The sequence below is a fragment of the Enterobacter cloacae complex sp. GYL001 genome (genome assembly GCF_049237125.1).
Classification (GTDB): Bacteria; Pseudomonadota; Gammaproteobacteria; order Enterobacterales; family Enterobacteriaceae; genus Enterobacter; species Enterobacter hormaechei_C.
On the sequence record NZ_JBMKGW010000008.1, the window covers coordinates 141,815 to 155,271 of the forward strand.

Below are 13,457 nucleotides of genomic sequence, written 5' to 3' on the forward strand. Positions count from 1 at the left end.
TTAACAGCTTTCCCGCATACACAGGCTGGACGCGATGGGTTTATGATCGCGCCAGTCTCCGTCATTCAGACGTTCCAGTAACGCTTTCCCGGCTTCAATCCCAATCTTGCGATGCGGTACTGCCATCGTTGTCAGCGGCGGCTGACAGACGCGGCTGACGTCGCTGTCGCCAAAGCCCACGACCGCTAAATCGTCCGGCACTTTGATGCGTCGACGCTGGCACTCATACAGCGCGCCGCAGGCCAGTTCATCTGATACGCACACCAGCGCATCCAGTTCCGGCCACGCCAGCAGGAACTCTGGCAGTTGTGCCGCGCCGGTGGAGAAGTTCGGCGGCATGGCGGCATTAATCACTCTGTTCGGCGACAGGTGGTGGCGCAGCATCGCCTTGTACCAGCCCTGCAAATGCTGCTGAAAAATCCACTGCTCCTGGTTAGCGCACAGCAGGCCGATATTCTGGTAGCCACGCTGAATCACCATCTCGGTAAGTTCATACATGGCGGCGACGTTATCAATCCCGATATTCATATCAATCGGATCGGCACGCATTGCACCCATTTCCATCACCGGGATAGAGGCGTTTTTCAGCCAGTGGCGTACGGTATCGGAGTGCTCGACGCTGAGCAGTATCGCCGCGGCGATATTCGAGGCCAGCAGCGTTTCGAGCAGTTTCTCTTCCTGTTCAAGACGATGCTGAGATTCCGCCAGCATGATCTGATATCCGGCTGGCTGGAGCACCTGCTGTAGCCCGGCGAACATCTCGGAACAGCCAGCTTCGGAAAGATTGGGAACTACCATCGCGATCGTCCATGACGACGCCGATGCCAGTGCGCTGGCGGCAAGATTGGGCATATAACCCAGCTCCTGCACCGCGGCTTCAATTTTTTCACGCAGTTTATCGGAAACCTGTTCGGGCGTGCGGAGGGCACGGGAAACAGTCATCGTGCCTACGCCGGCAAGCTGTGCGACATCCGCGAGCGTTACTTTTCCGGTACTGCGCCGTTTTCGGGTTAAAGACATACATCTTCCTGCTGACAGGACGCGATTCAGTTTCATCCTTCATTTTACGTGACAGGCAGTATACGCCTTAAATCCCTTTTTTTGCTGTGATTTCGCACCATGATAGCAATTTGATAGCGCTATCACAGTTCTGCATGTTAGTCGTTGGTAGCGCTATCTTTGTGATCGCGATCGCAGTCATTGATTGATGGGTTGAATAGAGTTTGCCCATGTCTGGTCTTTAGAGGGAGTGAAAAATGCTCAAAAAGTGGATATATGATACAACCATCATCCTACAGGATAGCGTTGAAAGCTGGCCCCAGGCGCTGGAACTGTGCGCGAAACCGCTGCTGGATTTGCAGGTCATTGCGCCGGAATATGTCACGGCTATCATCGAGCAGCACCAGACGTTAGGTCCCTACTATGTGCTGGCTCCAGGGCTGGCAATGCCACATGCGCGACCGGAAGAAGGGGCGAAAGGACTTTGCCTGTCATTATTAAAACTAAAACAGGGCGTCTCTTTTGGTGCCGGTGAGTTTGACCCCGTCGATGTGATTGTGATGCTGGCGGCACCGGACAAGCATAGCCATATCGAAATGATCTCAGCCTTAGCGGAATTATTTTCCAGCGACGAAGATATGGCTGAATTACATCGGGCGAATACGCTGGAGGAGATAAAAACCGTTATCGATCGCTTCTGATTTAATTATTTAATCCGATTCATCTCAACATTACGCGTCAGCGTGATGGGGCGTACTCTACTCAAAAAAGGGGATAACAATGAAAATCATGGCTATTTGCGGCTCCGGCCTGGGCAGCAGTTTTATGGTCGAAATGAATATTAAAAAGGTGCTCAAAAAACTGGAAATTGAGGCCGAAGTTGAACACTCCGATCTCTCCTCGGCCACGCCGGGCGCGGCGGATCTGTTTGTAATGGCGAAAGACATTGCCGCCAGCGCCAGCGTGCCGGAAAGCCAGCTGGTGGTAATCAACAATATCATCGATATCAACGAACTCGAAGCGCAGCTGCGCGCCTGGTTCGAAAGACAATAATCCTGATAAGGCGAGGTGGATATGTTTATCCTTGAAACGCTGAATTTCGTTGTTGATATTTTAAAAGTCCCTTCAGTGCTGGTCGGGTTAATTGCTCTGATTGGTCTTGTGGCGCAGAAAAAAGCCTTTTCGGATGTGGTAAAAGGCACAATTAAAACCATTCTCGGCTTTATTGTACTGGGCGGCGGCGCAACTGTGCTGGTGGGCTCTTTAAATCCGCTCGGCGGTATGTTTGAGCACGCCTTTAATATTCAGGGCATTATTCCCAACAATGAAGCTATTGTATCGATTGCCCTGGAGAAATATGGCGCTTCCACCGCGCTCATTATGGCCTTCGGGATGGTGGCGAATATTATTGTCGCGCGCTTTACCCGCCTGAAATACATCTTCCTCACCGGGCATCACACCTTCTACATGGCATGCATGATCGGCGTGATCCTGACGGTTGCAGGCTTCGAGGGGGTCGGGCTGGTCTTTACCGGTTCGTTGATCCTCGGCATGATTATGGCCTTCTTCCCGGCGATTGCGCAGCGCTATATGAAGCGTATTACCGGCAACGATGAGATCGCCTTCGGTCATTTCGGTACGCTGGGCTACGTGCTGTCCGGCTGGATTGGCAGCAAGGTCGGGAAAGGCTCGCGCTCCACCGAAGAGATGAACCTGCCGAAGAACCTTAGCTTCCTGCGTGACAGTTCAATCTCCATCTCCCTGACCATGATGATTATCTACCTGATCATGGCGGTGAGCGCCGGACGTGAGTATGTGGAGGCCACCTTCAGCGGCGGCCAAAACTACCTGGTATACGCCATCATTATGGCCATCACCTTCGCGGCAGGCGTGTTCATCATCTTGCAGGGCGTGCGCCTGATTCTGGCGGAAATCGTCCCGGCCTTTACCGGCTTCTCGGAAAAACTGGTGCCCAATGCGCGGCCTGCGCTGGACTGCCCGGTGGTCTACCCGTATGCGCCAAACGCGGTGCTGATTGGCTTCCTGTTTAGCTTCCTCGGCGGGATTGTGGGCTTGTTCATCTGCGGTCAGTTTAGCTGGGTGCTGATCCTCCCGGGCGTCGTGCCGCACTTCTTCACCGGCGCAACGGCGGGCGTGTTCGGTAACGCCACCGGTGGACGCCGCGGGGCAATGATTGGCGCCTTTGCTAACGGCCTGCTGATCACCTTCCTCCCGGTCCTGCTGCTGCCCGTTCTGGGCGCAATTGGCTTTGCGAATACGACCTTCTCGGACGCTGATTTTGGTGCGGTCGGGATTGTGCTGGGCAACCTGGCACGCTTCCTGTCGCCGCTTGCCATCACCGGACTGGTTGTTGTGTTGTTCGCGCTGCTGGTGGCCTACAACGTCTTCGCTAAAAACAAACCTGCCAGCGGTAACGCGCAGGAAAACCCCGGAGCCAAATCATGAATGAGAATGAAATAACCGAACTGGCGCGTCAGATCCGCCTTGAGACGCTGAAATCCCTTACGCAGCTGGGTTTTGGGCACTACGGCGGCAGCATGTCAGTCGTTGAAACGCTGGCCGTTCTGTACGGCGCGGTAATGAAAATTGACCCGGCCGATCCGGACTGGCCAGAGCGCGATTACTTTGTGCTGTCGAAAGGCCATGCGGGGCCGGCGCTGTACAGCACGCTGGCGATTAAGGGCTACTTCCCGATTGAAGAGCTGAGCACGCTGAACCAGAACGGGACGCGTCTGCCAAGTCACCCGGATCGCCTGAAAACACGCGGCGTGGATGCCACCACCGGTTCACTGGGGCAGGGGATCTCCATCGCTGGCGGCATGGCGCTGTCGCACAAGCTGGCAGGAAGGCCAAACCGGGTGTTTTGCATCGTTGGCGACGGAGAACTGAATGAAGGGCAGTGCTGGGAAGCCTTCCAGTTTATCGCTCACCATCGACTGAACAACCTGACGGTATTCGTGGACTGGAACAAACAGCAGCTCGACGGCGAGCTGGACGAAATCATCAGCGCCTTCGACCTGGAAGGCAAATTCCGCGCCTTTGGTTTTGACGTGGTGACGGTGAAAGGGGATGACATTCCGGCGCTGCTGGAGGTGACCGCGCCGATCCCTGAGGCTGATGCGCGTCCGCGGGTGGTGATCCTCGACAGCATTAAAGGGCAGGGGGTGCCATACCTTGAACAGCTCAGCAACTCGCATCACCTGCGATTAACCGAGGAGAGCAAAGCGGCGCTTAACGAGACGATTCGCCAACTGGAGGCTTCACATGATTAAGGTTGCACCGACAGGACAGAAAGATGCCGTTGAGATGCGTAAGGTCTACGCGGGTTTTGTGGCAAAACAGATTGAGGCCGGGAGCGAGATCATTGCGCTCGAAGCGGATCTGATGAGTTCGATGGCGATGGACGGCGTAGCGCGTGATTACCCACAGCACGTCATCAACTGCGGCATTATGGAGGCCAACGTGATTGGGACGGCCGCCGGGCTGTCGCTCACCGGACGTAAGCCGTTCGTTCATACCTTTACCGCTTTTGCCAGCCGTCGCTGCTTTGACCAGCTGTTTATGTCCCTGGACTACCAGCGCAATAACGTGAAGGTGATTGCCTCGGATGCGGGCGTGACGGCCTGTCACAACGGCGGGACGCATATGTCGTTTGAGGATATGGGCATCGTGCGCGGTCTGGCGCATTCAGTGGTGCTGGAGGTGACCGATGCGGTGATGTTCGAAGATGTGCTGCGTCAGCTCATCGACCTGGAAGGCTTTTACTGGGTAAGGACCATCCGTAAACAGGCGCCGAGCGTGTATGCCCCGGGGTCAACCTTCACCATCGGCAAGGGCAACGTGCTGCGCGAGGGAACCGATATTACCCTGATTGCTAACGGCATTATGGTGGCGGAAGCGCTGGAGGCGGCGCGCCAGCTGGAGCAGGAGGGGGTAAGCGCAGCGGTCATCGACATGTTTACCCTGAAGCCCATCGATCGGATGCTGGTGAAAAACTATGCCGAGAAAACCGGGCGTATTGTGACCTGCGAAAATCACAGCATTCACAACGGGCTGGGGTCGGCGGTGGCGGAAGTGCTGGTGGAAACCTGTCCGGTGCCTATGCGGCGGGTGGGGGTGAAGGAACGGTATGGTCAGGTGGGTACGCAGGACTTCTTGCAGAAGGAGTATGGCCTGACGGCACATGACATTGTGTCGGCGGCGCGGGAGCTGCTGTAATAAAAAAGGCGACCATTTGTGGTCGCCTCTCTTGCCGGATGGCGCTTCGCTTATCCGGCCTATAAAACCGTAGGCCCGGTAAGCGCTAGCGCCACCGGGCTTTTTAGCTTACTGCTGCTGCGAAGACTGGATCGCGGTCAGCGCGATGGTGTAGACGATATCGTCAACCAGCGCACCACGGGACAGGTCGTTCACAGGTTTGCGCATGCCTTGCAGCATTGGCCCGATGGAGATCAGGTCTGCTGAACGCTGTACCGCTTTATAGGTGGTGTTACCGGTGTTCAGATCCGGGAAGATGAACACGGTAGCGCGACCTGCAACCGGCGAGTTCGGCGCTTTGGATTTCGCCACGTCAGCCATTACCGCGGCATCGTACTGGAGCGGGCCGTCGATCATCAGATCCGGACGTTTTTCCTGTGCAATGCGGGTCGCTTCACGGACTTTCTCTACGTCACTACCTGCACCAGAGGTGCCGGTGGAGTAGGAGAGCATCGCGACGCGTGGTTCGATACCGAAGGCAATCGCGGAGTCCGCAGACTGGATAGCGATTTCTGCCAGCTGCTCTGCGGTTGGGTCCGGGTTGATCGCGCAGTCGCCGTAAACGTAAACCTGTTCAGGCAGCAGCATGAAGAACACGGAGGAGACCAGAGAGCTGCCCGGTGCAGTTTTGATCAGCTGCAACGGTGGACGGATGGTATTTGCGGTGGTGTGAACCGCACCGGAAACCAGACCGTCAACTTCGTCCTGCTCCAGCATCAGCGTACCCAGCACCACGTTGTCTTCCAGCTGCTCGCGCGCAACGGCTTCGGTCATGCCTTTGTTCTTACGCAGCTCAACCAGACGGGCAACGTAGCTTTCGCGGACCACGTCAGGATCAACGATTTCGATGCCCGCGCCGAGCTCAACGCCCTGAGACGCCGCAACGCGGTTGATCTCATCCGGGTTACCCAGCAGCACACAGGTCGCGATACCGCGCTCTGCACAGATGGCTGCCGCTTTAACGGTACGTGGTTCGTCGCCTTCTGGCAGAACCACGCGTTTGCCCGCTTTACGCGCCAGCTCGGTCAGCTGGTAACGGAAGGCTGGAGGAGACAGACGACGGCTGCGCTCGGAGGTCGCCGTCAGGGATTCGATCCAGTCTGCGTTGATGTAGCCCGCAACGTATTCCTGAACTTTCTCGATACGCTCGTGGTCATCAACCGGCACTTCGAGGTTGAAGCTTTGCAGGCTCAGGGAGGTCTGCCAGGTGTTAGTGTTCACCATGAAGACTGGCAGGCCAGTGGCGAACGCACGTTCGCACAGCTTGCTTACGCGTGGGTCCATCTCGTAGGCACCGGTCAGCAGGATCGCGCCGATCTCCACGCCGTTCATCGCGGCCAGACAGGCTGCAACCAGCACGTCCGGACGGTCTGCGGAGGTTACCAGCAGGGAACCTGCACGGAAGTGCTCCAGCATGTGTGGAATGCTACGTGCGCAGAAAGTTACGGACTTCACGCGGCGGGTGTTGATATCGCCTTCGTTGATCACGGTGGCGTTCAGGTGACGCGCCATATCGATTGCACGGGTGGCAATCAGATCGAAGCTCCATGGCACCGCGCCCAGAACTGGCAGCGGGCTGGAATCCTGCAACTTAGCCGGGTCAACTTTAATGACTTTCGCTTTGGAAGAGTCGTCAAAAATTTCGGACAGGTCAGGACGCGTACGGCCCTGCTCATCTACTGGCGCGTTCAGCTTGTTAACAATCACGCCGGTGATGCTGGTGTTTTTCGCACCGCCGAAGCTGCTGCGCGTCAGTTCGATACGCTCTTTCAGCTGCTCTGGGGTATCCGTGCCCTGAGACATCACGAAAACAATCTCTGCGTTGAGGGTTTTCGCGATTTCAAAGTTCAGAGACTGGGCAAACTGGTGTTTACGGGTCGGGACCAGGCCTTCAACCAGCACCACTTCCGCGTCCTGCGCGTTTGCGTGGTAGTTGGCAATGATCTCTTCCATCAGCACGTCTTTCTGGTTGCTGGAGAGCAGAGATTCAACGTGGCTCATCTTCAGCGGTTCAGCCGCTGGCAGATTGGAGTTCTTGCGAACGATGGTGGTGGTCTGGTCTGGCGCATCGCCACCGGCACGTGGCTGGGCGATAGGCTTAAAGACGCTCAGACGAACGCCTTTGCGTTCCATAGCGCGGATCACGCCGAGGCTGACGCTGGTCAGGCCGACGCTGGTTCCGGTAGGGATCAGCATAATAGTACGGGACACGGTTTATCCTCTTTCGTTACCGCCGCGTTGGGCGGGTTACAAAACAGCACCGCCAGCATTGCTGGCGGTGTGGAATCAGGCAGTCAGGCGGTGCGCGTCTTGCGCAATGACCAGCTCTTCGTTAGTTGGGATAACGATAGCAGGGCGGGTGCCTTCTTTGTTGATGAAGCCAGACTTGCCGAAGCGGGCAGCCAGGTTACGCTCATGATCAACTTCGAAGCCCAGAACGCCCAGTTTGCCCAGGGACAGTTCACGTACCATTGCCGCGTTCTCACCGATACCGCCGGTGAAGATAACAGCATCCAGACGGCCTTCCATCAGCGCGGTGTAAGAACCGATGTACTTCGCCAGACGGTGGCAATAAACGTCCATTGCACGTTTAGCGTCAGCTTTTTCTGCGTAGTTGTCTTCAACGTAACGGCAGTCACTGGTGACCTCGGTCAGGCCCAGCAGGCCAGACTCTTTGGTCAGCATTTTGTTGATGTCGTCAACGCTCATGCCCAGGGTGTCGTGCAGGTGGAAGATGATCGCCGGGTCGATATCACCGGAACGGGTACCCATCACCAGACCTTCCAGCGGGGTCAGACCCATAGAAGTGTCAACACACTTACCGTTGCGGATAGCGGAAACAGAACCACCGTTGCCCAGATGGCAGGTGATAATGTTGACTTCTTCAACCGGCTTGTTCAGCACTTTTGCGGCTTCCTGAGTCACATAGAAGTGGCTGGTGCCGTGAGCGCCGTAACGACGGACGCCGTGCTCTTTGTACAGGCTGTATGGCAGGGCATAGAGGTAAGACTCTTCCGGCATGGTCTGATGGAACGCAGTATCAAACACGGCCACGTTTTTGTCTTTCAGACTCGGGAAGGATTTCAGTGCTTCAGCGATACCGATCAGGTGAGCCGGGTTATGCAGCGGTGCGAAAGACGCAGAGTCTTTGATACCCTGAATCACGGAGTCGTCGATTACCACGGAACTGGTGTATTTTTCGCCGCCGTGGACGATACGGTGACCAATTGCGGTCAGCTGAGCAGACAGTTCTGGTTTTTGTGCCAGAATAGTGTTAACGATAAAGTTCAGCGCTTCACTGTGAGCGGCGCCTGCACCTAAAGCCGCTTCTTGTTTGCTGCCGTCCATCTTCCACTTGATACGTGCTTCAGGCAGATGGAAACATTCGGCCAAACCAGAGAGGTACTCGTCACCGTTGAGCGCATCGATGATGGCGAATTTCAGTGAGGAGCTACCGCAGTTCAGAACCAGTACTAACTTACTCGACATGGAAGTACCTATTATTGATACGTGGCTAAAAAAACGTCAGTGAGTCTAAAAGCGTAACGCATGCTGACCCAGACATTTATGATTAACATCATGCCAAACGAACATTCTGGCAGGATGGAAGAAATACCTATGATTTTAAGCCATTTTGAACATTTTTCAGACAATGGCATAATATGCGATAATTTGACGAGTTAACGCTTATCGTCTACGGCCCTATCAGGCTGGCACAGGATACCCGATACGGGGTAGCGATGACAAAATATTTTGAACGTTGTCATAGCCTGTTGTGGTTTTGCACGAAAATTTTAATTTTTATATGTGAAGTTGAGGTACAGCCATGTCGACACCCGAAATCCCGTCCGTGAACTTTTTTAGTCTGTTTCGTCGGGGACAGCATTACGCAAAGACATGGCCGATGGAAAAGCGCCTCGCGCCCATGTTTATTGAAAATCGCACTATTCGCGCCACGCGTTATGCGATTCGCTTTATGCCCCCGATTGCCGTTTTTACCCTGTGCTGGCAGATAGCGTTAGGTGGACAGCTTGGCCCTGCCGTCGCGACGGCGCTCTTTGCGTTAAGCCTGCCGATGCAGGGGCTATGGTGGTTAGGTAAACGTTCCGTCACGCCACTTCCGCCTACTATTTTACACTGGTTTTATGAAGTGCGTGGAAAGCTGGAGGAGGCGGGCCAGGCGCTGGCGCCGGTTGAAGGCAAGCCGGACTATCAGGCGCTGGCGGATACCCTCAAGCGTGCGTTTAAACAGCTTGATAAAACATTCCTCGATGACTTGTGATTGATCATCGAAACGACGACCAAAAGAAGGCACAGTAACAATCAGTTACCGTGTCTTTTTTTTACAGTGCAATGCGCTACAGGAGTCGAAAGATGGAAATGACCCATGCTCAACGTCTGATTTTGTCTAACCAGTACAAGATGATGACTATGCTTGATCCCGATAACGCTGCGCGCTACAGCCGCCTGCAAACCATTGTCGAACGTGGTTTTGGCTTGCAGATGCGCGAACTGGATCGCGAATTCGGCGAACTGAAAGAGGAAACCTGCCGTATCGTTATCGACATCATGGAGATGTACCATGCGCTGCATGTGTCCTGGACCAATCTGAAGGACCAGGAGACCATTGACGAGCGCCGCGTGACGTTCCTGGGCTTTGATGCTGCGACGGAAGCGCGCTATCTGAGCTATGTACGCTTTATGGTGAATACCGAAGGGCGCTACACCCATTTTGATGCGGGTACGCACGGCTTCAACGCCCAGACCCCGATGTGGGATAAGTATCAACGTATGCTGAGCGCGTGGCACGCCTGTCCGCGTCAGTACCATTTAAGCAGCAACGAAATTCAACAAATCATTAATGCCTGACGGAGGTGCGTGTGCAGTGTAAAGGTTTTCTGTTTGATCTGGACGGTACGCTGGTGGATTCGCTACCGGTGGTGGAGCGCTCGTGGTGCCACTGGGCCGACCGGCACGGCATCGACCATCAGGACGTACTGAATTTCATCCATGGCAAACAGGCCATTACCTCATTGCGGCACTTCCTTGCGGGACGTTCTGAGGAAGATATTCAGGCGGAGTTCCGCTATCTTGAGCAGATTGAAGCTACCGATACCGAAGGCATCACCGCGCTGCCCGGTGCGCGTGAACTGCTTGAGCACCTGAATGAAGCGCAGATCCCGTGGGCTATCGTCACCTCCGGCTCGGTTCCCGTCGCGCATGCCCGTCATAAGGCGGCAGGTTTACCGACGCCGGACGTCTTCATTACCGCTGAGCGCGTGAAGCGCGGCAAGCCTGAACCGGATGCGTTTCTGCTCGGCGCAGAACTGCTTGGCCTTGCGCCAGCGGAGTGCGTGGTGGTGGAAGACGCGGCGGCAGGCGTGCTGGCCGGGCTGAACGCCGGAAGCCACGTCATTGCCGTTAACGTCCCGGCGGGTTCCCCCCGGCTGGAAGAGGCGGATTTCGTGCTTAACACCCTGACCGCCATCGACGTCTCGAAGGCGTCAGACGGAGTTGTAACCGTCTCGCTAAAAATGTAATCCCATGATATAGCCCCGCATTACCGGGGCTTTTTTATGGCAGAATTGCTTCTCCTCCACTGACAAGGACATGTTGTGAACGGTGAACTGATTTGGGTCCTGAGCCTGCTGTTAATCGCCATCATTCTTTTTGCCACGGGCAAGGTGCGCATGGATGCCGTCGCCCTGTTTGTGATTGTCGCATTCGTTCTGAGCGGTACCCTTTCCCTGCCGGAAGCCTTTTCCGGGTTTAGCGATCCCAACGTTATTTTAATTGCCGCCCTGTTTATTATTGGCGACGGGCTGGTACGCACCGGCGTGGCGACGATGATGGGGTCGTGGTTGGTTAAGGTGGCGGGCAGCAGCGAAACCAAAATGCTGATTTACCTGATGCTGACGGTCGCCGGGCTGGGCGCGTTTATGAGCTCTACGGGCGTCGTGGCCATCTTTATTCCGGTCGTGCTGAGCGTCTGCATGAGGATGCAGATCTCCCCGTCGCGGCTGATGATGCCGTTGAGCTTCGCCGGGCTCATCAGCGGCATGATGACGCTGGTCGCGACGCCGCCGAACCTCGTCGTGAACAGCGAACTGATCCGTGAGGGGCTTGAGGGGTTTAGCTTTTTCAGCGTTACGCCGATCGGGCTGGTGGTACTGGTGATGGGCATTATCTATATGCTATTGACCCGTTTTGCGCTGAAAGGGGAGAAGCAGGATAAAGCCAAAGAGGGCTGGAAGCGGCGCTCTTTCCGCGATCTGATTAAAGAGTATCGTCTGACCGGGCGTGCCCGACGTCTGGCTATCCGCCCGGGATCGCCCATGGTGGGGCAGCGGCTGGATGACCTTAAGCTACGCGAACGCTATGGCGCGAACGTCATCGGGGTTGAGCGCTGGCGTCGTTTTCGCCGGGTGATCGTTAACGTGAACGGGGTGTCAGAGTTTCGCGCGCGTGACGTCCTGCTGATTGATATGTCCACCGCAGACGTGGATCTGCGGGAGTTTTGTAGCGAGCAGCTGCTGGAGCCGATGGTCCTGCGCGGCGAGTATTTCTCTGACCAGGCGCTGGATGTGGGAATGGCCGAGGTGTCGCTGATCCCGGAATCGGAGTTATTGGGCAAAACCGTGCGTGAAATCGGCTTTCGTACCCGCTATGGCCTCAACGTGGTGGGCCTGAAGCGCGATGGCGTAGCCCTTGAAGGGGCGGTGGTGGATGAGCCGATCCTGCTGGGGGATATCTTCCTCGTGGTCGGCAACTGGAAACTGATTAGCCAGCTCGGGCAGAAAGGCCGCGATTTTGTGGTGCTGAATATGCCGATTGAAGAGAACGATGCATCACCGGCGCACAGCCAGGCGCCCCATGCGATTTTTTGCCTGGTATTGATGGTCGCGCTGATGCTGACGGACGAGATCCCTAACCCGGTGGCGGCGATAATCGCCTGTCTGTTAATGGGCAAATTCCGCTGTATTGACGCCGAAAGCGCTTACAAAGCGATTCACTGGCCGAGCATCATTCTCATCGTCGGGATGATGCCCTTCGCCCTGGCGCTACAGAAAACCGGCGGGGTGGATTTGATCGTGAAAGGCTTAATGGACGCGGGCGGGGGATATGGTCCGTACCTGATGATGGTTTGCCTGTTCGTCATGTGTGCCACCATTGGTTTGTTCATCTCCAATACCGCAACGGCGGTGCTGATGGCGCCCATTGCGCTGGCGATGGCAAAATCGATGGGTGTTTCGCCGTATCCGTTTGCGATGATGGTTGCGATGGCGGCGTCCGCGGCATTTATGACGCCGGTCTCTTCCCCGGTCAATACGCTGGTGCTGGGGCCCGGGAATTATAGGTTCAGTGATTTCGTGAAGCTGGGTGTGCCGTTCACCGTGCTGGTGATGGTGGTGTGCGTGGTATTGATACCGGTCCTGTTTCCGTTCTGAGCATTTTGCCGGGTGGCGGCTACGCCTTACCCGGCCTACAACCCCGTAGGCCCTGCAAGCGCAGCGCCGCTGGGCGAAAATCAGAGTGGCGAATCCTGGCTAATCTCATCCAGCGACAAATGGAAGCTCGGCACAAACACGCGCATAAAGTAGTCCATCTCTTCGCTGCGACGAGATTCCAGCGTTTTTTCCAGACGCGTTTTTGCCAGTAAAAATTCGTTATTCCCGGCGGACAGTTCTTCCAGACACTTCAGGTAGGCGCACAGCGCATCGGCCTGCTTAACCAGGGATTTCTCCTCTTCCGTATACTGATGCTCATCGATCAGCGGCCCGAAGATATCGCGCAGCTCTTCAGGCACCATGTCGATCAGCTTCTGCTGGGCAATCTTCTCAATGGCCTTATATTCTTGGGCAATCTGCGAGTTGAAATATTTCACCGGCGTAGGCAGATCCCCGGTCAGCACTTCCGATGCATCGTGATACATCGCCAGCAGGGCGATACGTTCGGCATTCACCTGCCCGTTGAATTTGCGGTTTTTAATCGCGGCCAGCGCGTGCGCGACCATGGCAACCTGCAAACTGTGCTCAGACACATTTTCAGTACGCACGTTGCGCATCAGCGGCCAGCGGTTGATGAGTTTCAGGCGGGAGAGGTGGGCAAAGAAATGACTCTGACTCATAGGTTACCTTATGTCTTCACTGCGACAGACTTCATTGTGCGGGGAGGGGAGG

General features: G+C 55.7%; 13 protein-coding genes. 9 read left to right on the top strand and 4 right to left on the bottom strand.

Annotation, left to right across the window (positions count from 1 at the left end):
• Positions 1-1,020, bottom strand: coding sequence for a LacI family DNA-binding transcriptional regulator (locus ACOTWU_RS15565; protein ID WP_017692998.1), 1,020 nt, complete (start codon positions 1,018-1,020; stop codon positions 1-3).
• A gap of 236 nt (positions 1,021-1,256) precedes the next feature.
• Here ACOTWU_RS15565 and ACOTWU_RS15570 point away from each other — a divergent pair, with 236 nt between their 5' ends.
• The 5 genes from ACOTWU_RS15570 (at position 1,257) to ACOTWU_RS15590 (ending at position 5,238) form a co-directional block, all read left to right on the top strand.
• Complete coding sequence (locus tag ACOTWU_RS15570) at positions 1,257-1,700, top strand: PTS sugar transporter subunit IIA (protein WP_047741423.1); 444 nt, start codon at positions 1,257-1,259, stop codon at positions 1,698-1,700.
• A gap of 79 nt (positions 1,701-1,779) precedes the next feature.
• Positions 1,780-2,052 (top strand): PTS sugar transporter subunit IIB, encoded by a 273-nt coding sequence (locus tag ACOTWU_RS15575; protein WP_003861447.1) that lies wholly within the window; start codon positions 1,780-1,782, stop codon positions 2,050-2,052.
• A 21-nt stretch (positions 2,053-2,073) separates the two neighbouring features.
• On the top strand, positions 2,074-3,465 hold the full coding sequence (locus ACOTWU_RS15580) for a PTS ascorbate transporter subunit IIC (protein ID WP_047741422.1): 1,392 nt from the start codon (positions 2,074-2,076) through the stop codon (positions 3,463-3,465).
• Positions 3,462-4,292: a transketolase gene (locus tag ACOTWU_RS15585; protein ID WP_039270261.1), complete on the top strand. Its 831-nt coding sequence runs from the start codon at positions 3,462-3,464 to the stop codon at positions 4,290-4,292. The genes ACOTWU_RS15580 and ACOTWU_RS15585 overlap by 4 nt, the downstream gene beginning before the upstream one ends.
• Positions 4,285-5,238 carry a transketolase family protein gene (locus ACOTWU_RS15590; protein ID WP_015572265.1) on the top strand — a complete coding sequence of 318 codons (954 nt, stop codon included), beginning with the start codon at positions 4,285-4,287 and terminating at the stop codon, positions 5,236-5,238. Before ACOTWU_RS15585 ends, ACOTWU_RS15590 begins: the two co-directional genes overlap by 8 nt.
• Positions 5,239-5,346: 108 nt before the next feature.
• Here the strand turns inward: ACOTWU_RS15590 and pta are convergent, their stop codons facing one another.
• Positions 5,347-7,488 (bottom strand): phosphate acetyltransferase, encoded by a 2,142-nt coding sequence (pta, locus tag ACOTWU_RS15595; protein ID WP_017383435.1) that lies wholly within the window; start codon positions 7,486-7,488, stop codon positions 5,347-5,349.
• Positions 7,489-7,563: 75 nt separating this feature from the next.
• Positions 7,564-8,766 carry an acetate kinase gene (gene ackA, locus ACOTWU_RS15600; RefSeq protein ID WP_015572267.1) on the bottom strand — a complete coding sequence of 401 codons (1,203 nt, stop codon included), beginning with the start codon at positions 8,764-8,766 and terminating at the stop codon, positions 7,564-7,566.
• Positions 8,767-9,103: 337 nt separating this feature from the next.
• Here ackA and yfbV point away from each other — a divergent pair, with 337 nt between their 5' ends.
• The 4 genes from yfbV to ACOTWU_RS15620 all read left to right on the top strand — a co-directional run bounded on the left by yfbV (position 9,104) and on the right by ACOTWU_RS15620 (position 12,725).
• Entirely contained in the window at positions 9,104-9,559 is a 456-nt protein-coding gene (gene yfbV / locus ACOTWU_RS15605) for a terminus macrodomain insulation protein YfbV (RefSeq protein ID WP_032669438.1), read from the top strand.
• 92 nt (positions 9,560-9,651) lie between these two features.
• Positions 9,652-10,146 carry a YfbU family protein gene (locus ACOTWU_RS15610; RefSeq protein WP_032669440.1) on the top strand — a complete coding sequence of 165 codons (495 nt, stop codon included), beginning with the start codon at positions 9,652-9,654 and terminating at the stop codon, positions 10,144-10,146.
• 11 nt (positions 10,147-10,157) lie between these two features.
• The gene (locus ACOTWU_RS15615; RefSeq protein WP_032669441.1) at positions 10,158-10,817 is read left to right on the top strand and encodes a sugar phosphatase; all 660 of its coding nucleotides are present in this window, start codon (positions 10,158-10,160) and stop codon (positions 10,815-10,817) included.
• 75 nt (positions 10,818-10,892) lie between these two features.
• Positions 10,893-12,725: an SLC13 family permease gene (locus ACOTWU_RS15620; RefSeq protein WP_017693001.1), complete on the top strand. Its 1,833-nt coding sequence runs from the start codon at positions 10,893-10,895 to the stop codon at positions 12,723-12,725.
• Positions 12,726-12,805: 80 nt separating this feature from the next.
• Here ACOTWU_RS15620 and yfbR read toward each other — a convergent pair whose 3' ends face one another.
• Positions 12,806-13,405, bottom strand: coding sequence for a 5'-deoxynucleotidase (gene yfbR, locus ACOTWU_RS15625; protein ID WP_003861468.1), 600 nt, complete (start codon positions 13,403-13,405; stop codon positions 12,806-12,808).
• Between the last annotated feature and the right edge of the window lie 52 nt (positions 13,406-13,457).